Below are 20,516 nucleotides of genomic sequence, written 5' to 3' on the forward strand. Positions count from 1 at the left end.
ATGAGGCGGATCCTGCCGACCCTGGCCACTGAGGCTGCCTTGGCTGATCAGGGAGCCGAGTATGTGCTGGGGCTGGATGAGGTCGGCCGCGGAGCCCTGGCGGGTCCGGCCATGGTCGGCGTGGTGGCGGTCCGTTCCGCTGACCTGCCCCATTTGAAGGTCCCTGAAGGGGTGGCGGATTCCAAGATGCTGACCCCTGCGCGTCGGCTGGCCATGTACCGTGACTTGGAGAACTGGGCTGCCGGCTGGGCGGTGGGGGCCTGTTCCAATCATGAGATCGACCAGTGGGGCATCGTTCACGCCCTGGGCATCGCCGCCCTGCGCGCACTGGCCGAATTGGAGCATGGGATGGACCTTGGGCCCGGCCGCCGTCTGGCTGCCATCCTTGACGGCCCCAATGACTACATCACCCCGGCCGCCGACAGCTTTGACGCCCCCGACCTCCCGGTTCTGCCCAAGGTTTCCACCCAGGTCAAGGGTGATGCCCACTGTGCCAGTGTGGCCTGCGCGGCGGTCATCGCCAAGGTCACCCGTGACCAGCTTATGGTCCGGTTGGCCGCCTCTGACCCTGCCCTGGCCCCGTACCAGTGGGAGCACAACAAGGGCTATGGGTCGCCTGCGCACCTGGAGGCCATTCGCCGTCTGGGACCCAGCCGCCTGCACCGGGTCAGCTGGCATTTGCCCTCGTCCGGTCCCGGCAGGGGCTAATATCGGAACGGTTGACACGGCTATCGTACGGCTATCGGAAGAAGGTCACATGCCCGCAGGCAGCGGGGGCAGGTCACGGTCCAAGCGCCCCTCCATGTTCGAGGTTGCCCGGCTGGCCGGGGTCTCCCACCAGACTGTGTCCAGGGTCATCAACAACTCCAAGGACGTCTCGCCGGCCACCCGGATCAGGGTTCAGCAGGCCATCAGGAAGCTGGGCTACCGACCCAGCAACTCTGCGCGGGCCCTGGCATCCAGCCGCAGCCGGACCATCGGACTGGTGGCCGGCGGAGTCAGTCTCTTCGGACCTGTTTCGTCAATTACGGCCATCGAGACCGTGGCCCGTTCCCACGGACTGTTCATGTCGGTCATGATGGTGGACGAATCAGCCTGCACCCTTGCCGGATTCCAGGAGCTCTGCGGCACCTTCCTGGAGCAGAACGTGGACGCCTTCATCTTTCTGACCCCCACCGACACCATGTTCCAGGCCGCCTGCCAGGTTGAGGTGAGCCAGCCCCGGGTCATCGTCACTTCCACTCATGGCATCACCAGTGTCGAAGAGGCCCTGAGCCGCCGGCGGGGCGACGGTCAGATAGCCCTGACCGGAATCGACCAGTGGGGTGCCGTGCAGCGCCTGGCCCGGCTGCTGGCCTCCCGGGGCCATCGGCGAGTGCTCTATATGGCCGGTCCTGCGCAGTGGCGGGACGCCGCCACCCGATTGGCTTCCTGGAAGGTGGCCTGCGCCCGTTGCCGCATACGAACGGCCGTGGTCCACGCCCGCAGCTGGGAGGCAGGGGAGTCCTACACACTGATGAACCACCTGATCGATCAGCGGGGCATGAGCGGCACCTCCCTGCCCTCGGCCGTGGTCACCGCCAACGACAACCAGGCCGTGGGCGTGGCCCGGTCACTGCAGGAGCATGGCATCCGCATTCCCAGTGACATCAGTCTGGTGGGCTTCGACGACGTACCTACGGTAGACAACATGTTTCCGCCGCTGGCCACGGTCCGTCCCCGCTTTGAGGATCTGGGGGTGGCCACCATGCGGCAGGTCCTGGCCCTGCTTCACCAGGGGCAGCCGGTGGACTTCCCGGTCACCCACCACGGTGTTGGACTGATCCAGGCGGATGTGATCCAGCGTCGGTCCCTGGGCTATGCAATCAAGCGCATCTGACCACTGTCGGACCGCATCCCGCAGGCTTGCCTGATGCTCTGGTCTCGGTTACAATCGTAACCAGACTATGTGAGCGTTAACATATCAGGCAAAGGAGCAGACATGGTTGTTGGCGAACAAGGCGTCATCGTGAGTGAATTAAAGGAGGGCGCGACCAGTCTGGGCATCGAATTCGGCTCCACCCGCATCAAGGCTGTGCTGATCGACCATGACTATCGGACGCTGGCTACCGGGGATGTCGAGTGGGAGAACCGGCTGGAGGACGGCCTCTGGACCTACTCCATGGACCAGATCCACCAGGGTCTGCAGGCGGCCTATGCGGCCATGGCCGAGGACGTCCGTCGCCAGTACGGGGTGACGTTGACCAAGATCGGCGCCATGGGGATCTCGGCCATGATGCACGGCTACCTGGCCTTCGACAAGGATGGCCAGCTGCTGGTGCCCTTCCGCACCTGGCGCAACACCAACACCCGCCAGGCCCATGAGGAGCTGTCGCAGGTCTTCAAGATCAATATTCCCGAGCGCTGGTCCATCGCCCACCTCTACCAGGCCATTCTGAACGGCGAAGAGCATGTGCCCAGGGTGGCCTACATCACCACGCTGGCCGGCTACATGCACTGGAGACTCTCCGGTCGCAAGGTCATCGGCATCGGCGATGCTTCGGGCATGTTCCCCATCGACTCCTCCCGCAAGGAGTTCGACCAGGGCCTGCTGGACATCTTCTCCCGACTGCCCCAGGTCAAGGCCCAGCCCTGGGACATTCATGACCTGCTGCCTGAGCCATTGACCGCCGGCAGCGATGCGGGCGCACTGACCGCAGAAGGGGCCGCCCTGCTGGATCCCAGTGGTCAGCTGCAGCCCGGCGTGCCCATGGCCCCGCCCGAGGGCGACGCGGGAACCGGCATGGTGGCGACCAATGCGGTTCGTCCCCGCACCGGCAACGTGTCTGCAGGCACATCCATCTTCGCCATGGTGGTCCTGGAGCATCCCCTGCGCGACTTCCACCCCGAGGTGGATCCGGTCACCACGCCGGCTGGGGATCCTGCCGGCATGAGCCATGCCAACAACTTCACCTCGGATCTGAACGCCTGGGTGGGGCTGTTCGGCGACTTCGCCAAGGCTGCTGGACTGGACATCAAGGGGGATGAGCTCTACGCCACCCTGTTCAACCAGGCCCTCCTGGCAGACAAGGACGCCGGCGGGCTGATCAACTACTGCTTCTATTCCGGGGAATTCCTGGCTGGCCTGGAGGAGGGCCGGCCGGTCTTTGCCCGCGGCCCCGAGGGGCGGATGAACCTGGCCAACTTCATGCGTGCCCAGCTCTTCTCGGCTTTCTCGCCGGTCACTATCGGCATGGATGTGATGACCCGCCAGGAGCATGTCCAAGTGGACACCATGGTCGGCCACGGCGGCATCTTCGCCACCCCCAAGGTAGCCCAGCGGATCCTGGCCGCCGCCTTCAATGCCCCCATCAAGGTCATGTCCACTGCTGTGGAAGGGGGCGCCTGGGGCATGGCTGTCCTGGCCGACTATCTGGGCCATGCCGACCAGACCCTGGCCGACTACCTGGATGCCAATGTCTTTGCGGGTGTCCAGTCCACGACCGAGCAGCCGGATCCGGCCGATGTGAAGGGCTTCAGAGCCTTCTTCGACCGCTTCACCAAGGGCCTGCCCATCGAGCAGGCGGCTGTGAAGACCATCCCCCTGCAGGGATGAGGCCTGGATCCGAAAAACGTCAAGCGGCCGGATCAGCGGGATCGGGCCGGGAAAAGGAGTTGCTGATGGTGTCCTTGGCTGATTATTCGCCCGAGGTGCGCGACGAGGTGAAACTGGTACGTGAGCAGGTGGCCACCCTGCATGCGCAGCTGACCAGGTGGAATCTGGTGGTCTGGACGGCGGGCAACGTCTCGCAGCGCCTGCGCTCCGCCGATCTGATGGTCATCAAGCCCTCGGGGGTGCGCTATGAGCACCTGACCCCGGGATCCATGGTGGTCACCGATCTGGATGGCAATGTGGTTGACGGTGCCGAGGCTCCCTCTTCGGACACGCTGTCCCACGCCTATATCTACCGGCACATGCCAGAGGTCTACGGCGTGGTCCACACCCATTCCACCTATGCCACCGCCTGGGCGGCCACCGGCAGGGACATTCCCTGCGTGCTGACCATGATGGGCGACGAGTTCGGCGGCCCCGTGCCGGTGGGTCCCTTCGAGCTGATCGGCTCCGAGGCCATCGGCAAGGGCGTGGTCGATACCTTAAAGGATCACCCGGGCTGCCCGGCCGTGCTCATGCGCAACCATGGGCCCTTCACCGTGGGAGCCGATGCCGAGGCCGCCGTCAAGGCGGCGGCCATGACCGAGGAGGTGGCCCATACGGTCTGGGCAGCTGAGCAGATCGGCACGCCCAAGCCCATCGATCCGGCCGACATAGCGAAGCTCAACGACCGGTACCAGCACGTCTACGGCCAGCACTGAGCTAGAAAGCATAAGCAAAGGAGCAAGAAGTATGAGCATGAAAAATCCCTTCGAGGGCAAAGAGCTTTGGTTCGCCGTTGGTTCGCAGGACCTTTACGGCGAAGAGACCCTGCGCCAGGTGGGCGTCCAGGCGGCGGACATCGCCCAGTCCCTCAATGACTCGGGTCGGATCCCGGTCAAGCTGGTTCTGAAGCCCACCCTGAAGGATTCGGATTCCATCCTGAACTTCATGGTCGATGCCTCGTCGAACCCGGCCTGCATCGGGGTGGTGGCCTGGATGCACACCTTCAGCCCGGCCAAGATGTGGATCAGGGGCCTGGAGAAGCTGCGCAAGCCGCTCCTGCAGCTGAACACGCAACACCATGTGGAGATCCCCTGGGACACCATCGACATGGACTTCATGAACCTGAACCAGTCGGCCCATGGCGACCGTGAGTTCGGCTATATCCTGACCAGGCTGGGAATCCCGCGCAAGATCGTGGTCGGCCATTACACCGACCCCGAGGTTGCCGACAAGATCGGTGTCTGGGCGCGCGCCTGCGCCGGCTGGGATGCCGCCAACAACATGAAGGTCTGCCGCTGGGGCGACAACATGCGCGATGTCGCCGTTACCGAGGGCGACAAGACCGAGGCCGAGCGGGTCTTCGGCGTCTCCGTCAACACCTGGCCGGTCAACGAGCTGGTGGAGCATGTGAATGCTGTCACCGACGACCAGGTCAAGGATCTGATCGAGGACTACAAGCGCAGCTATGAGGTGGCTCCCGAACTTCTGGACTCCCGGTACGACTCCCTGGTGGTGGCCGCCCGCGAGGAGCTCGGCATGCGGGCCATGATGGAAGAGGTGGGCGCCACTGCCGCCGTTGACAACTTCCAGGATCTGGGCGGCCTGCATCAGCTGCCCGGCGTTGGAGCCCAGCGGTTGATGGCCGACGGGTACGGATTCTCGGCAGAGGGCGACTGGAAGACCTCGGTTCTGATCCGGATCGGCAACGTCATGGGCTACGGTCTCAAAGGCGGCTGCTCCCTCATGGAGGACTATTCCTATAACTTCGTGCCCGGCCATGAGGAGATCATGGGCGCCCACATGCTGGAGGTCTCGCCCACTCTGCTGACCGAGGGACGGCCCCGCCTGGAGATCCACCCCCTGTCCATCGGCGACAGGGAGGATCCGGTGCGTCTGGTCTTCACGGCCACTCCCTGCACTGATGCCGTGGTCGTCTCCCTGGCGGATGTACGCGAACGCTTCCGTCTGGTTATGAACGTGGTGGATGTGGTCGAGCCCGGCGGGTCCCTGGCCAAGCTGCCTGTGGCACGTGCCCTCTGGAAGCCCCGGCCCTCGCTCAAGGTCTCGGCTGAGTGCTGGCTGCGCGCCGGCGCGGCCCACCATACCTGCATGACCACCACCGTGGGTCGCGAGGCCTGGGAGGACTTCGCCCGGATGGCCGGCGTGGAGCTCGCCGTCATCGACGAGAACACCGAGCCGCGCCGTTTTGAGGCCGATCTGCGTGCAGCCGAGCTCTACCATCGGCTGGACAACCGGCACTGATCGCCTGTCTTAGGACAGATTGCAAGGCCCTGCCACAACACACGTGGTGGGGCCTTTGACATTCGGCTTGTCGGTTTGCGTTGTCCCTACTTTGTCGGTACAGTGATGATTAGGCAATGGGAACAGTGGCATGTCCCAAAGTTGACATATTGCCCACCCCCCTGAGTCGGGGAAGTGATCGGTTGGGGAGGCGAAGATGTGCCTGGCCATCCTGTGCCTATTAACAAAGAAGGGAATGCGTGCATGCACATGCAACGAGATAATGAAGGGATAAGGCTCCCTAAGCTTTTAGGCTTGGCGGTTGCCGGAGCGACGCTCCTGGCGGGCATGGTAGTTTTGCCTGCCGCCCACGCTTCAGCCGCTGAGACCTACGGATATAATGCCGAAGATGACTTCAGGCCGGGTCCGCTGCAATCAACAGTGAATCCTAAGCTGACAGTCACCAAGTACCTGTCGTTGGTTCAGGGGTACAGCCCCACGGGTTCCTCTAAAGATGCTGACGTTTTGAGTTCGAAGGCAGATCTGGTTCCCGCTAAGGACGTCACTTTCAATGTCTTGGATGTCACGTCTACGTCAGGTAATTTGGCTGACATCGATCCAATGACTCCTGGTACATACAGTGTCCAGAAAACGTATGCCGGTGTGACTAACGGCCAGGGTGTAATCACTAAGTGGTACCCGGCCGGTGACGGCGGGGCTATGCCGGCTGATGGTACGGCAGAAGCCACTTTCCCGGCAGGAGCCAACCATTGGTACATCCTCCAGGAAAATCGTGACAAGTCGTGGGCTTTTAACAAGGATAATCCAAACAAGATTGATTCTTCGAAGTATGCAGACGCGGCACCCTCATTCTTCGGCCTGCCCTATGCAGCCACTTCGCTCACCGACGACACTAATACTGCAAATAAGGTTCAAGGATATATCTATAATCTGCACCTGTATCCGAAGAACATGAACACCACACAGTTCTCCAAGACCGTGCAGGCCGTCAAAGATTTGCAAGGTAACCCGAAGCCTCAGCGGACAGCTGTCGCCGGTGATACGGTTTCTTACAAGCTGTCGCAGAGGCTCTACAACGCTGGCGAGAAGACTCAGAATGATGGCAAGCTTGATGTTAGTGAATTACAGGGCGATAGCAAGGATCTGATTATTGTAGATCGGATGTCGAGCTCCCTAAAGTTGGTTGGTAATTTCACTGTTAAGCTGGAATCCGATGGCACTACTCCTGAACCTGTAAATCTCGAAAAGGATACGGATTATACCGAGGCAAGACCTACAGAAAATCCTGATAGCTTGGTTACTGGTAAGAAGATGTTTGCAAATGATGTGCCAAGTAAAGATGTCTCTTATTATCAGTTCAACTTCTTCAAGGCTCTTGGCAAGGTACAGAGTTTCGGTGCCCCATCTTTCCGGCTCAACATCTATTATGATGCCAAGGTCACCGGAAATGGTGATTCTACTGGCACTGATGGTGTTGCCAACGATGCAGCTTCTGATTTCATCGAAAACCTTGATAGCAGCGGTAAACACCAAGATCCTATTCCTGAACATACGAATTTGATCAACGGTGTCGTTGCCTTCGGTAATGTGAAGAATCAAGCATCGAAGTTTGCAGCTCTGCCTGGGTCTGAGTTCCGTCTGGTTAAGTCGCAAGCCGAGTCAGACAAGTATCTTGCCTCCGATGGCAACTTCTATACCACTGCTGAGACGCTGCCGTCTGGTGTCGAGCTCTACAAGGCTACCGCTAACGACAACGGTGTGGTAGCATTTGCTGCATTGCCTATCTTTGGCGCTGCAGCGAGTACACCAACACCAAAGGCTGCTGGAGATCCTGGTAAGACGGTGCAAGCTGGCGATTGGTGGTTGCTCGAGACCAAGACTCCCAATGGCTGGCGTAGCCCTGGCTTCCCCTTCCAGAAGGTGACGTTTAAGGATGCAGGTAAGACTGAGCAGGACATAGCACAGTTGTATGGGCCTCATGCCACGGTTCAGCCCGATTATTCTAAGCTGTCATTCGGCAAGTTCGGAAAGGCACCTGCGGATATAACGGCTGCTGGTGGCCAGGAGATGAAGTTTAATAATGTGCCAGTACAAACTTATCTGATGCATTATGCGACTACTGATGGTGATTCACCATTGGCCCTGCCCCTGACTGGTGGTCGTGGCATCCTGCTGCTGCTGGTTGTCGGTGCCCTGATCATGGGTGGTGCCCTCTACGCCCGCAATCGGCGCAATAACGCCGCCCGGGCCTGATGATCACGGTCACATCAAGAATCATGTGAGGTGACCCGATGGCGGACGGTTCCTCCGTGAATCGTCCGCCATTTTAATACGGAACGTTGAACTTCTGCGGTCCGCACATGTCGGGAAGCTGGTCTGGTTTCTTTGGACCAGCGGAACTGACGCAACCACGTCGTCGAAAGGCGGCCTTGGAAGGGAAGGTTTATGAAGGGAATTGCCTTGCCGAAATGCCTCACCCACCGGGTCCTGCCCTGTCTGATCGCGGCCTTGGCCTGCTTAGGCCTCACCGCTTTCGATATGACGCCGGCGGCAGAGGCGGAGACGGTCAACCCGACCCTGACGGTGCAACTCAAGAGAGGGCATTCAGGTCAAGGTGGTCAGAACGACATCCTGCCGAGTGCTCCTGTATCTGCTGGAGCAGGATATGTCTTTCGTGCCCTGAGGCTGGATGCCGGTACTCTGAAGAGCCGGGTGGAGGCACTAGACCACAATCCTGGCGCTGATAAGGCACAAGCGGCCATCAGTAATGAGGTGGCAGCCAACCCAGATGCTTTCAAGGACAAGACACAACCCGCTGAATACTACGGTGTCTCAGATGAAGAAGGCACCATAACAAACGCATCCGAAGCGAAATCGCAAGGTGTTTGGCTTACAGGAGCTCAGCTCGATTCAGATGTACCCAGTCTGACAGGCGGAAGTCCTGCTGTTTTCGACGGTGACTATTTCCACGCCTCGTACTGGCTGGTCACTCTGGTGGCCACACCCAAGAATGCAAAGGTAAAAGCCGACCCAGTGGTCGTGCAGTTGCCGCTTTACCGCGAACAGGGTGAAGTCCATCCGCTTTATGATGTGACTATAAGCCCCAAGCTTGTGGACGTGCCTCAGGTCGTGCCAGTAGTGCGACCAGGACCAGGCAAGCTTGCCGCTACCGGCGTATCCATGGTAGCGCCTGGCATTTTGCTTATGATCTTGGCCATGATGGGCCTCTACTTGGCGGTTGTTGCCCATTCCTGGAACAGGGATGAACACTAGGTATTCTCATGCCCATGTCGGTGTGATGCTAGCAAATGGCATTGTAGGCATCTCTGAGGATGCCTAAGGACCGGCGGTATCATATAGGTGCCGCCGGTCTTTGTATGTCAAAAGGTAGTAACGGGACTATTTGAAGTGCTGTGCGAGGAAGGCTATAGATGGACCAGAACACTGACTCCGCTACTATGAGCCCAGTTCATGCCGCCGGCAACGGTGATGTTGCATATGAGTCCATTCCGACAGAATCATCCTCGTCAGACATACCTGCTGGGCAAGCAGATATGCCGCCTGCCTATGCTCCAAGTTCTGATATACCACCCTCCTACCCACCTTCGGCGACACCTGACGATAGAGGAGCTTCAGCCTCGGATGATTCAGATACAATAGCAGCTCCAGTGTCTGTTCCAGGCCAAGCTACAACGTCGGCTCCGATAATTGTGGTTTCAGGACATCATTCCCAGGACACAAGTCAACAAGGCAACGCTGGTCAGGCAGCTGCGGCAGCATCCAAACAGGCCAAGAACGTTGGCAAGTCTGGCAAGTCAGGGCGGGGGTTCGGCCTCCTGGAGACCTTGGCCTTCCTGATTGGTCTGGCAATCTTCCTATACCCGCTGTTGGCGGCCTATGTGAACTATTCCAAGGATTCCACCGCAGTAGACAATTACGATCAGATCGTGGATGCACTTTCACCTGCACAGCGCAGAGCCATGTGGCGTGATGCTAAGAAGTACGACGAGGAATTAGGCAAGCCTACGCTGAGGGACCCCTTCAAGTACAAGGAAGTCAAGGAACCACTGGGTCGCTACTACAAAATCCTCAATGTAGACGGCAAAGGCATGATGGCCTATGTGGAGATCCCCAAGATCAATGTCAAGCTGCCCGTGCGGCACGGCACCAGCGATGCTGTGCTCAAGGATGGCACGGGGCACATCGCCACGACCCACGTGCCTACCGACAACAGAACCATCCACTCCGTCATCACTGGACACACCGGCGAAGTCGGCTACATGTTGTTCGATAACCTAACGCAGCTGCGCAAGGGGGACGTCTTCCAGATACGTGTCCTCAAACGGCATATGAGCTACAAGGTAGATCAGATTAAGATCATCTTGCCCACCGATGTGAGTGCACTGCAGCCAGTCCAGAATTCAAACTATGTGACCCTGCTGACCTGCTATCCCTATGGCGTCAACTCTCACCGCCTGATCGTGCGTGGGCACTATATCGGCGATGACGTGCCACCCACCCAACCTGAAGGGGCGCCCATTTACATGGTCTGGGTGCTGCTGGCCCTGTTTTTGGCCTGCCTGGTTGGTTGGTACCTGCTCTCACGTCGCAGGCGCAACTGCCGTCATGAGCTGGAGCAGATGGAGCATCTGGAATCTCGGGCGACAGGACCTGGGACTATGGGGGAGCCGCTGGCCACGATCATGGTCAGCCATGAGCAGGAGACCCGTTCAGAAGCCACACGCCGTCGCCGGTTGATCAAAACCCGACGAATCTGCAGCGCTTTCATGTGGCTGTTGGCTGTGCTCGGCCTCTTCTTCGCCTGGGGTACGGTCGGCATGATGATGAAGATCAGCCTGTTGCCCGTATTCGACCTTGGCTACCATTGGTTCGATACCCACGTGCTGTACTTCTTTAGCATCAGCAAATTCTAAGCCGGTGCATGAGCGGGCAGGTTTGACCACATAGGACTGTTCTGTTTCAGCCGGGCTTTTGCCTGGCTCTAGAATGGAGCGAGCATGGCCCGGCAGACTGCTGGGCGGCATCCTGGGAAGGTGTGGACCATGACAGCAGTTCCTGACATCCAATTGTCTGACGGCAATCGCATTCCGCAGGTGGGTCTGGGCGTGCTCAGGATCGACGATGATCAAACCGCTGGAGTAGTGCAATCCGCCTTGGAACTGGGTTATCGCCACATCGATACGGCAGCGGGCTACCGCAATGAAGGAGGCGTGGGCCGTGGCCTCAAAGCCTTCGGTTGCCAGAGCGGACCTGAGCGTGCCAACCTGTGGCTGACTACCAAGCTGCGTGATTCCGAACAAGGTTATGACAGCGCTCTGCGGGCTTTCGACCGCCAGCTGGCTCTGCTGGGCACCGACTATGTCGACATGTATATGATCCATTGGCCCACGCCGTTCGATTGGCGGGCCGACCAGGTTTGGCGTGCATTCCATCGGCTGCGCGATGAGGGGCGGGTGCGGACCCTGGGGGTCTGCAACTTCCTGCCAGAGCATCTGGAACGGCTGCACAGGGAGACGGGGGAGTACCCTGCCGTGGATCAGATCGAGCTGCACCCCAGCTGGCAGCAGCGCACGGTAACGGCCTTCTGCAAGGAGCATGGCATCGCCGTCCAGGCATACTCGCCATTGGCACGTGGCGCAGATCTGACAGCCGGAGGCGGAAGGCTGGAGCAAATCGCCCAGGCCCACGGGGTCACGCCGGCCCAGGTGGTGCTGCGCTGGCACATCGAGAACGGGACCATCATCATCCCCAAGTCTGTCCACCAGGAAAGGCAGGCGGAGAACCTGGACCTGTTCGGCTTCAGTCTGACCCCTGAGGAGCATGCCGCCATCGATGCCATGGACTCCCCGGTGCGTGCAGGACACGACCCGATGACCTACGCCTACGCTTGACCGCTATGATGGATGATTCATGCAAGCAGTCGACATAGGAGGTATCGGCGGTAGATGACCGGTCCGAGACGCAGAAGATATCGGTATCGAGGACGCAGCCGGTACGGTTCGGCACGGAGGAATCCCGCACCGGCCCGCTTCCGTCGCGAATCGCTCACTGAACGGGTGCTGATTCTTCTGGTAGTGGCTGTGGTCCTAGGCATCACCATCGGCCTGATATTGCCAAGGGTCAACGGTGGAGTCGGACGGTTGACCGGCCGATATACGGCAACCGGCGATGCGGCCCAGATCCTGCAGAGTCTGACAGTGGACGATCATTCCCGTCCTGCCCGCCAGTACCGGCGTGAGTCCTTCGGCTTCAAGGAGACCGATGCGGACGGCAACGGCTGCAATGTGCGCGAGGATGTGTTGACCCGCGACCTGACTGACCTGCGTACCACTACTCCCGGCGGGTGCAAGGTGGCCAGCGGTCGTCTGCAGGATCCCTATACCGGGCGAACCATCGAATTCGTCAGAGGGCCGAAAACCAGCTCGGCCGTGCAGATCGACCACGTGGTCGCCCTGGAGAATGCCTGGCGGTCAGGAGCCAGCAAGTGGGACACGGCCCGCCGCTACCGTTTTGGCAACGACCCCTACAATCTTCTCGCCGTGGACGGCCCGGCCAACCAGGCCAAGGGGAGTGCCTCGGCCGACTACTGGCTGCCCGAAAACAAGGATTATCAGTGCTCCTATGTGGCCCGTCAGATTGCAGTCAAGGACAAATACTCCCTGAGTGTCACCAGCTCGGAAAAACAGGCCATGCTGGCCGTTCTGCACACCTGCCCGGGCCAGCCCCTCCCGCAGGATCGTTGATCGCTGGCCTTGGCTGACAGACGGAATTGACTGCCATGTAAGGGTCTATTCGCGTAGGTGCTTGATAGCCTGACTTTCTGCACTGAACTGGACCTCTTAAGGTGTGATAGCATTGTTGCAGTTTGATACACAGTTGTATCAACAGCATAGATTTCGATTTGATCAGGGTCTATGACCGCAACAATCAGCAACAGAGAGGTTGACTATGAATGAGAATATCGGCTCGGATATACCCGGAACCGGAAACCGTATTCGGGATCATACGCTGGCAAAGCACAGATTGACCATTCTGTTTGTCGCCCTAGCGATGATTATGGGCTTGTCCTTTGGAGCGCCAAAGGCGGTTGCCGCTCAGGGAGCAGGGCAAAAGTCCGATTCTGCAGGCGGAAGCGGGCTGATCGTCAATGACCGTTTTTGGAATGACGTCGATGGTAATCCAATGTATATGCAGGGCGGAGGGATTTTCGATTTCCCGGATCCTGCTACGGGGAAGGTTTCTCATTTTTGGTATGGTGTTCACTTTTCCCAGGCTGAAACTTATCGCCAGGACCCAACCCATGCGCTCACTGGCAATGATTTCATCTCTGTGGATGTCTACAAATCCGCGAATCTGACCGATTGGAGATATCAAGGCGTGGCGTTGAATAGGGCGCAGGCTGATGCATTCTCCAGTGACTTTGGTGGCCGTCGTGCGGGTTGGGTATGCAGAATGGGAGTTGCTTATGTCCCCGAGTTGCACACTTATGCCATGCTTATCCAGCATGAAATGCCAACGGATGCAACGGGTCGCAATTTCGACAAAAAGGTGATGATCGCTACAGCCGATTCGCCTGCTGGACCGTTCAAAGCCCAGAGGCGTATTGACATGCGCGATTACGGGCTGGGCACCAGCAATACCGGTGACCAGAGTGTCTTCCAGGATGAGGACGGCACAGGTTATCTGATTTATTCCTATGGCCGTGGCCGTGGCAGTGTCTGGGCGGCCAGAATAGGGGCCAAGGGGGGTAAGGTGGATTTGCTTGAACCTACCAAGCTCTACCAGGGCTTCGGGCGTGAAGGCAATGCGCTTTTCAAGTATGCTGGCCGGTATTATCTGGCTGGTTCCGATCTATTCGGGTGGGATGCATCCCGAATTCATTTTCAGGTAGCAGATCATCTGTTTGGTCCCTATCAGCCCGTCAATCAGACGGTGATCATGGATGGCAGCCGAGCGGATTTCGGCCACATCACTCAGACCGGTTTTTACTACACCTTGCACGGCAGCCGAGCAGAGACCGTCATTCACTGCGGCGATCGATGGGCTGACTTTGCGGGTAATGGGCTTGGATACAACCAGTGGAATCCGCTCAGTTTTGATGATTCCGGCAAGCCCCGCTTCAATTCCATGAGTCGGTGGAAGCTGGATGCCGACACCGGCCTTTGGTCGGTTGACGATGCCAATGACTACGTACTCAATGGTTCCTTCGAAGCGGACAGGGTTTCGGTGGGTGAACAGGGGTATCGGGATAAGGACGGTAACGTGATTGCCGATATCGCCGGATGGCGGCGGGTCAATCCAGATGCCGTGAACAACGTAGCCGATGCCTATGGGCGAGTGGGCGACTATGATCTGCAATTCGCGCCCGGACGATCCCGCAGTGCCTCCATTGTCCAGGATTTGGATGAACCAGGGCATGTTCCCCTGCACGCCGGCCGTTTCCTTTTGAAACTCTCCTATGCGAACCCCAAAGGCATGGATCAGGCCAGGATCGCGATTGAATCCGGCGGGAAGACCTCGGAGATTAACCTGGCTGCCTCTACCGGCACAGACTGGAAGCAAGCCTCCTTGCTGGTCGATCTGCCCGGCGGGCAGACCAAGATCACTATTGATGCCTCCGGCAGTTCAGGCCAGACCCTGCATGTTGATGACGTGTCCCTGACAGGTGTGCCTGAAAAGGGAAATGAGACCAATGATGTGGCCGATCATGACGGAAATGGTACGCCGGCAGGCCCTGGAGGGTCCGCGTCCGGTTCTGTAGAGCCAGACAAATCCCTGCCTGTCCGTCCTGTCGCTGGCAGCGGCGGTCTATCCTCCACTTTGGCTGCCACGGGCATCGCTATCGGCCACACTCCAATTTTCGTAGCGAGCTGCCTGTTGGCGGGCATTCTGTCCATGGTCGTAGCCGTGTACTGTCGGCGACGTCTCATTGAGCGGAATTGACAATCCAAGGCTATGGATTATACTGAGAAACACGTTGGTACACAGTTGTACCAACGATTGGAAGGAGTAGGGCGTCAAAACCTTATCAAGGACGTGGTTTTTACAAACATCGAAAGGTTCATCATGAATTCTGCAAGGAAAATCCTGACCATGGGCGTCACCGTGGTCGCCTTGGCCTCGTTCGCTGCCTGTGGAAGCAGCGGGTCTGGATCAACATCGAAGCCAGCGGACACCAGCAAGGCCTCTGGGCGCATAGTCTTTTGGGGCTGGGGCAATGGTATCAAGGAGACCATTGCTGCTTTTGAAAAGGCCAACCCCGGCATCACTGTCAAGTACAACAACACGGGCACTGCCGGTGACACCCAAGTGGCCTTGTCCAACGCAGTCGCTGCAGGCAAGGGCATCCCCGATGTCACCATGCTGGAGGATCCTACCGTCCAGCAGTTCGCGATTGAAGACAACCTGGAAAACCTGTCGGATTATGGGGCCGACAAGTTTGCTGACGACTTCACCCCAGGGCCCTGGAACAAGGTCCAGTACGACGGCAAGCCCTACGCTCTGCCCATTGATGCCGGTCCCGAGGTTTTCTTCTACAACAAGGCGGTCTTCGACAAGGCTGGTATTCCCGAGCCCCCAAAGACCTGGGATGAGTACTATCAGGATGCCAAGAAGATCCGAGCTGTGGGTTCTTACATCACCAACAACGCCGGCGACAAGAACGCCTATCAGCCATTCACCGCACAGGCTTGGCAGGCTGGGGCCCACCCATGGAAGGTCGATGGTGACAAGATCACCATCAACATGACCAAGGATGCCGGCATGAAGAGGTATATCGACTTTCAGCAAAAGCTGATCGACGAAGACCTGCTCGATACCAAGACCGCCAACTGGTCCGATGACTGGAACAGGGCGCTTAACGATGGATCGGTGGCCTCGCTGACCATCGGTGCCTGGATGCCCACCAATTTGGAGTCCGGTGCACCCGACCAGAAGGGCAACTGGAGGGTCGCGCCTCTGCCTCAGTGGAAAGAGGGAGACAGCGTGTCCGCAGAGGACGGCGGTTCGGCTCTTGTTGTGCCCAAGAAAGCCAAGAACAAGGCGGCCGCCTGGAAGTTCGCAGAATACCTGACGCACGGCAAGGGAGCTCAGGTCATGGCCGACCAGGGCAGCTTCCCCTCGCTGAAACGCATCCTGAGCTCGACTGAATTCACCAGCAAGAAGAACGAGTACTTCGGAGGTCAGGAAGTCAACAAGGTTCTGACCGAGGCAGCCAACCTCAAGGTCTCCAAGTTCCAGTATCTGCCCTACAACCCCTTCGCCCAGTCGACCTATGGAGATTCCATCGGCAAGGCCTACATGAAGCAGACCACACTGGAGAAAGCTTTTGAGGACTATCAGCAGAAGCTAGTGGATCACGGCAACCAGCAGGGGTATCAGGTCAATAAGTGAGTGATTATGGAGGCGGCTGACCATGGCCGTCTCCGGGCAGCGACAGGAAAGAAGGAGAGGCATCATGAGTGAAGTCGAAGGTTCGACTGTGCGGGTTCCGGCCCCCGCGCGGGCTCAAGGCCCTGGCGGAACCAGCGAGAGTCGCACTGGGGAGCGGCCTCACAGGCCCGACTGGCGTGGATGGAAGTTCATGGGACCCTTTGTCCTGGTCTTCGTATTCGTTTTCGTCCTGCCGGTGCTCTATGCCATCTACCTGAGTCTGTATGAGAAGCGCATGATCGGAGGGAACGTCTTTGTGGGTCTGGCCAATTACGCCAGGCTGATCAAGGACGGGCAGTTCTGGTCATCAGTTGGCCGTGTGGCGCTCTTCACTGTGGTTCAGGTGCCCATCATGCTCCTTCTGGCGGCATTGATGGCGCTGGCCTTGGACTCGCTCAAGCTGCACGGTACGCGCTTCTTCAGAATCACCACCTTCTTGCCCTATGCGGTGCCTGCTGTGGTGGCGGCTCTGATGTGGGGGTTCATCTACGGCACCAAGTACGGAATGGTGGGTTCCTTGAATCAATGGCTGGGCACGCATATCGATGTTCTGCAGCCCAGCGTGCTTCTGGCCGCCATCGGCAACATCAATACCTGGGAGTTCACGGGCTACAATATGCTGATTTTCTATTCCTCGCTGTCGACTGTGCCGCACTCGCTCTATGAGGCAGCGGCCATCGACGGGGCCTCGGAGTGGCAGATCGTGCGCAGCATCAAGGTTCCTGAACTCAAGAGCTCCCTGGTCATCACGGTCATCTTCAGCATCATCGGCAGTTTCCAGCTCTTCAATGAGCCCTCGGTCCTGCAGACCATGGTTCCAGGAAATGCGATTACCACCTATTACACCCCCAATATGTATGCCTACAACCTGAGCTTCATGGGCGGTCAGAGCAATTACGCGGCGGCCTTGGCCATCGTCATGGCCATCATTACCATGGTCGCTGCCTACGCCGTCCAGCTCAGGGGAATGAAGGAGCAGATGCAATGAGCACGGTTGATTCGAGGACTACCGACGGGGCCAAGGCTGAGCGTATTCGTGCTCGACGCGTCGCACGTGATGAGCGCGCGGAACGTCGAAGGGCAGCTCGAACGGGATTCTCCAATCCGGACAATCCGCGGCGCAGCTGGCTGTTGACCCTGGTTGCGGGAATCTTCGCGCTCTATTGCCTGTTTCCCCTGATCTGGCTGGTCATCAATGCCACAAAGACCCAGTCGGACTTCATTGGCACCTTCGGCTTGGCCTTTGGGCACAAGTTCGCCCTCTGGGACAACCTGCGCGAAGTGTTCACCTATGAGGGCGGGATCTTCGGGCGCTGGCTGCTCAACACCCTGCTTTACGTGGTTGTGGGAGCCGGTGGCGCCACCTTACTGGCAGTACTGGGTGGATATGCCCTGGCCAAGTTCCGCTTTCCTGGCCGTCGCCTGGTCTTCGCAGTGGTCATCGGAGCCATCAGCGTGCCGGGCATCGCTCTGGCTGTGCCTCAGTTCCTGCTCTTCGCCAAGATCGGACTGACCGATACGCCTTGGGCCATGATCATCCCCAGTCTGATCTCGCCCTTCGGCCTGTACCTGATGTGGATCTTTTCCGACCAGGCAGTGCCTACTGAGCTGCTGGAGGCAGCCCGAGTCGACGGGGCTGGGGAGTTCCGTACTTTCTGGCAGGTCAGCCTGCCTCTGCTGGCCCCCGGCATCGTAACCACGGCGCTTTTCACTATTGTGGCCACTTGGAACAATTACTTCCTGCCCTTGATCATGCTCAAGGATTCCAATTGGTATCCGCTGACAATCGGGCTCAACAATTGGAAGGATCAGGCATCGACAGCTGGTGCCCATGCCATTCAGAACCTGGTGGTGACGGGCAGCCTGGTCACCATCATTCCCATCATCGTCGCCTTCCTGCTGCTGCAGAAATACTGGCAATCCGGCTTGGCTGCTGGTGCTGTCAAGGAATAGCAGAAACACGCAGACGGGATTAGGCATGAGCAAAACGGACCATCATGACCGTCGGCAGCCCCAACCATATAGACCTTACCGATGGCCGAAGGAGCCCAACGGTCATTCGGGAGGAATCTGGTTCGGCGGGGATTACAACCCGGACCAATGGCCAGAGCAGGTATGGACCGAAGATGTTGCGCTGATGAAACGGGCCGGAGTCACCATGGTGACACTGGGCATTTTCTCGTGGGCACGTCTGGAGCCCAGTGACGGAGTCTGGGATTTCGGATGGCTGGATCGGGTGGTGACCTTGCTAGGAGAAGCCGGTATCGCTGTAGACATGGCTTCGGCTACGGCTACGGCCCCATACTGGCTTTACCAGGCACATCCTGAGGTGTTGCCCGTGGAGGCAGATGGAACCCTGGTCCATCCGGGGGCTCGACAATCCTGGAGGCCCACCTCACCTGTTTTTCGACGCTATGCCCTTCGCCTTTGCAGGGTCATGGGAGAGCACTTCCGCGACAATCCGACTGTGGTTGCCTGGCATGTAGGCAATGAATATGGATGGAACAACGCTGCTGACTACTCGCAGGATGCTTTGAAGGCCTTCCAAGGCTGGTGTCGCCGGCGCTATGGCAGCATCGAGGAGCTGAACCGGGCCTGGGGCAACGATTTCTGGTCCCAGCGTCTGCAGAACTTCGATCAGGTTCCCCTGCCTGAACATGCTGGCGTGCGTGATGCCTTCATCAATCCGGCGCTGCGTCTGGATTTCCGTAGATTCTGCTCAGATGCGCTGATGGATTTTTTCTGTGCAGAACGTGATCAGCTGCAGGAGCTCACCCCTGATAAACCGCTGACTACCAACTTCATGGTCTCGACAGACCAATGCGTCCTTGATTATGAGCGTTGGTCCCGCCAGGTCGATTTCGTGGCAAACGACCACTATTTCGCCCATGGACCCGGACACCTGGATGAGCTGCTCTGCTCGGATTCACTGGTGGATGCCTATGCCCAAGGTCATCCTTGGTGCCTGATGGAGCATTCCACATCAGCCGTCAACTGGCGCAATTTCAACGCCTCCAAGCGTCAAGGCGAACTGATTCGGGACGCTCTGGCCCACGTAGCTATGGGGGCGGATGCGATCAACTTCTTCCAATGGCGGCAGTCCGCCTTCGGTGCGGAGGCCTTCCACTCGGCCATGATTCCCCACGCAGGGCCGGATTCGGCGATTTATGCACAGGTTGCCGATTTGGGAGGCATTTTGCGCGGACTTTCCCGGAGCGGACTGGCCGGGACTCAATTGGAACCCTCGCCCATTGCCCTGCTTTTTGATGCCGACTGCCAGTGGTCTATGGCTGATTCGACTCTGCCCGATTGTTCTGTAGATCATTGGCAGCAGGTTTATACCTGGTATCAGGCTCTGCTTGATGCCGGATACAGGGCGGACGTAATGCCACTGAGAGGGCAATGGGAGCGCTATGACGTGGTGGTGTTGCCGGCCCTGATTCTGCTGGATCAGGAGCAAGCCGGCCGTCTGCGCGATTATGTGAGCAGGGGTGGCCGGCTGGTGGTGGACTTCGCCAGTGGCATTATGGACGACCATATGCATGTTGGCTTGGGCGGATATCCTGCGGTTTTGCGTGATTTGACAGGTATCGCTTCCCAGGAGATGATCGCCTTGGGCACGAGTGACCAAGGCGGTGGATCCATCCTGGTATCAGAGGGCATTGAGGGCAATACATGGGTCAACGAGCCCTTGAGCATAGAGGATTCGGTAAGGGTGCTGGCTCGTTACCAAGGACGTCGTTCCTATGACCTCGACATGGCTGGGAAGCCTGCGGTGACCGTCCATGGTTACGGTCAGGGCAGCGTTCTCTATCTGGGGACGGGCTTCACCAAGGAATCGCTGGTCTCGGTGATCAATCGGATTGTTCCTCCTGATTTCCTCACTGGCCCAACAGGGGCAGGGCTGCATAACGGACGTGACGGCGACCCGAGGTTGGTGCACCTGATCAGATCCGGGCCACAGGGTCGGTATCATTTCTATTTCAATCGGGGGGCGACAGTTGTCAGAGATGTGTCCACCATGGGCAAGGTTTTAGTGGTTCAACGAGCAGCCCGGTGCAGTGGGGGTGGTTTATCCGGTAATCGGTACACTATAGGAGTGCATGGTGTGGTGGTCACCCGTCAGTAGATCTGATCGCCATAGTGCCTTGGAGGTTGTTGCATT

Annotated in this window: 15 protein-coding genes; all 15 read left to right on the forward strand. The window is 58.6% G+C overall.

Annotated features, from left to right (window positions below):
* Entirely contained in the window at positions 1–708 is a 708-nt protein-coding gene (locus RAM15_RS01480; protein ID WP_306221756.1) for a ribonuclease HII, read from the forward strand.
* Positions 709–757: 49 nt separating this feature from the next.
* The gene (locus tag RAM15_RS01485; RefSeq protein WP_306221757.1) at positions 758–1,879 is read left to right on the forward strand and encodes a LacI family DNA-binding transcriptional regulator; all 1,122 of its coding nucleotides are present in this window, start codon (positions 758–760) and stop codon (positions 1,877–1,879) included.
* 102 nt (positions 1,880–1,981) lie between these two features.
* Positions 1,982–3,595, forward strand: coding sequence for a xylulokinase (locus tag RAM15_RS01490; protein ID WP_372338664.1), 1,614 nt, complete (start codon positions 1,982–1,984; stop codon positions 3,593–3,595).
* Positions 3,596–3,660: 65 nt separating this feature from the next.
* The gene (locus RAM15_RS01495) at positions 3,661–4,353 is read left to right on the forward strand and encodes an L-ribulose-5-phosphate 4-epimerase (protein WP_045923976.1); all 693 of its coding nucleotides are present in this window, start codon (positions 3,661–3,663) and stop codon (positions 4,351–4,353) included.
* 31 nt (positions 4,354–4,384) lie between these two features.
* Positions 4,385–5,899 (forward strand): L-arabinose isomerase, encoded by a 1,515-nt coding sequence (gene araA / locus RAM15_RS01500; RefSeq protein WP_306221759.1) that lies wholly within the window; start codon positions 4,385–4,387, stop codon positions 5,897–5,899.
* A 243-nt stretch (positions 5,900–6,142) separates the two neighbouring features.
* Positions 6,143–8,152, forward strand: a complete 2,010-nt coding sequence (locus tag RAM15_RS01505) for an LPXTG cell wall anchor domain-containing protein (RefSeq protein ID WP_306221760.1) — start codon at positions 6,143–6,145, stop codon at positions 8,150–8,152.
* 192 nt (positions 8,153–8,344) lie between these two features.
* The gene (locus RAM15_RS01510) at positions 8,345–9,172 is read left to right on the forward strand and encodes a hypothetical protein (protein ID WP_306221761.1); all 828 of its coding nucleotides are present in this window, start codon (positions 8,345–8,347) and stop codon (positions 9,170–9,172) included.
* 395 nt (positions 9,173–9,567) lie between these two features.
* Positions 9,568–10,833, forward strand: coding sequence for a class C sortase (locus RAM15_RS01515; protein ID WP_306221762.1), 1,266 nt, complete (start codon positions 9,568–9,570; stop codon positions 10,831–10,833).
* A 129-nt stretch (positions 10,834–10,962) separates the two neighbouring features.
* Complete coding sequence (locus RAM15_RS01520) at positions 10,963–11,811, forward strand: aldo/keto reductase (protein WP_306221763.1); 849 nt, start codon at positions 10,963–10,965, stop codon at positions 11,809–11,811.
* 54 nt (positions 11,812–11,865) lie between these two features.
* On the forward strand, positions 11,866–12,663 hold the full coding sequence (locus tag RAM15_RS01525; RefSeq protein ID WP_306221764.1) for an HNH endonuclease family protein: 798 nt from the start codon (positions 11,866–11,868) through the stop codon (positions 12,661–12,663).
* A 205-nt stretch (positions 12,664–12,868) separates the two neighbouring features.
* Positions 12,869–14,863: a family 43 glycosylhydrolase gene (locus RAM15_RS01530; RefSeq protein WP_306221765.1), complete on the forward strand. Its 1,995-nt coding sequence runs from the start codon at positions 12,869–12,871 to the stop codon at positions 14,861–14,863.
* Positions 14,864–14,986: 123 nt separating this feature from the next.
* Entirely contained in the window at positions 14,987–16,312 is a 1,326-nt protein-coding gene (locus RAM15_RS01535; RefSeq protein WP_306221766.1) for an ABC transporter substrate-binding protein, read from the forward strand.
* Positions 16,313–16,376: 64 nt separating this feature from the next.
* Positions 16,377–17,339, forward strand: coding sequence for a carbohydrate ABC transporter permease (locus tag RAM15_RS01540; RefSeq protein ID WP_156147894.1), 963 nt, complete (start codon positions 16,377–16,379; stop codon positions 17,337–17,339).
* Positions 17,336–18,304: a carbohydrate ABC transporter permease gene (locus RAM15_RS01545; RefSeq protein WP_306221767.1), complete on the forward strand. Its 969-nt coding sequence runs from the start codon at positions 17,336–17,338 to the stop codon at positions 18,302–18,304. The genes RAM15_RS01540 and RAM15_RS01545 overlap by 4 nt, the downstream gene beginning before the upstream one ends.
* Positions 18,305–18,329: 25 nt before the next feature.
* Positions 18,330–20,480, forward strand: a complete 2,151-nt coding sequence (locus RAM15_RS01550; protein WP_372338665.1) for a beta-galactosidase — start codon at positions 18,330–18,332, stop codon at positions 20,478–20,480.
* Positions 20,481–20,516: the final 36 nt, after the last annotated feature.

It is taken from the genome of Bifidobacterium asteroides (genome assembly GCF_030758775.1).
GTDB lineage: Bacteria > Actinomycetota > Actinomycetes > Actinomycetales > Bifidobacteriaceae > Bombiscardovia > Bombiscardovia kimbladii.

Excerpts from the sequence above, each read along its gene's own strand:
- RAM15_RS01480 (WP_306221756.1), top strand. The coding sequence starts at position 1 with ATGAGGCGGATCCTGCCGACCCTGGCCACTGAGGCTGCCTTGGCTGAT.
- RAM15_RS01485 (WP_306221757.1), top strand. The coding sequence starts at position 758 with ATGCCCGCAGGCAGCGGGGGCAGGTCACGGTCCAAGCGCCCCTCCATG.
- RAM15_RS01490 (WP_372338664.1), top strand. The coding sequence starts at position 1,982 with ATGGTTGTTGGCGAACAAGGCGTCATCGTGAGTGAATTAAAGGAGGGC.
- RAM15_RS01495 (WP_045923976.1), top strand. The coding sequence starts at position 3,661 with ATGGTGTCCTTGGCTGATTATTCGCCCGAGGTGCGCGACGAGGTGAAA.
- araA (WP_306221759.1), top strand. The coding sequence starts at position 4,385 with ATGAGCATGAAAAATCCCTTCGAGGGCAAAGAGCTTTGGTTCGCCGTT.
- RAM15_RS01505 (WP_306221760.1), top strand. The coding sequence starts at position 6,143 with ATGCACATGCAACGAGATAATGAAGGGATAAGGCTCCCTAAGCTTTTA.
- RAM15_RS01510 (WP_306221761.1), top strand. The coding sequence starts at position 8,345 with ATGAAGGGAATTGCCTTGCCGAAATGCCTCACCCACCGGGTCCTGCCC.
- RAM15_RS01520 (WP_306221763.1), top strand. The coding sequence starts at position 10,963 with ATGACAGCAGTTCCTGACATCCAATTGTCTGACGGCAATCGCATTCCG.
- RAM15_RS01525 (WP_306221764.1), top strand. The coding sequence starts at position 11,866 with ATGACCGGTCCGAGACGCAGAAGATATCGGTATCGAGGACGCAGCCGG.
- RAM15_RS01530 (WP_306221765.1), top strand. The coding sequence starts at position 12,869 with ATGAATGAGAATATCGGCTCGGATATACCCGGAACCGGAAACCGTATT.
- RAM15_RS01535 (WP_306221766.1), top strand. The coding sequence starts at position 14,987 with ATGAATTCTGCAAGGAAAATCCTGACCATGGGCGTCACCGTGGTCGCC.
- RAM15_RS01540 (WP_156147894.1), top strand. The coding sequence starts at position 16,377 with ATGAGTGAAGTCGAAGGTTCGACTGTGCGGGTTCCGGCCCCCGCGCGG.
- RAM15_RS01545 (WP_306221767.1), top strand. The coding sequence starts at position 17,336 with ATGAGCACGGTTGATTCGAGGACTACCGACGGGGCCAAGGCTGAGCGT.
- RAM15_RS01550 (WP_372338665.1), top strand. The coding sequence starts at position 18,330 with ATGAGCAAAACGGACCATCATGACCGTCGGCAGCCCCAACCATATAGA.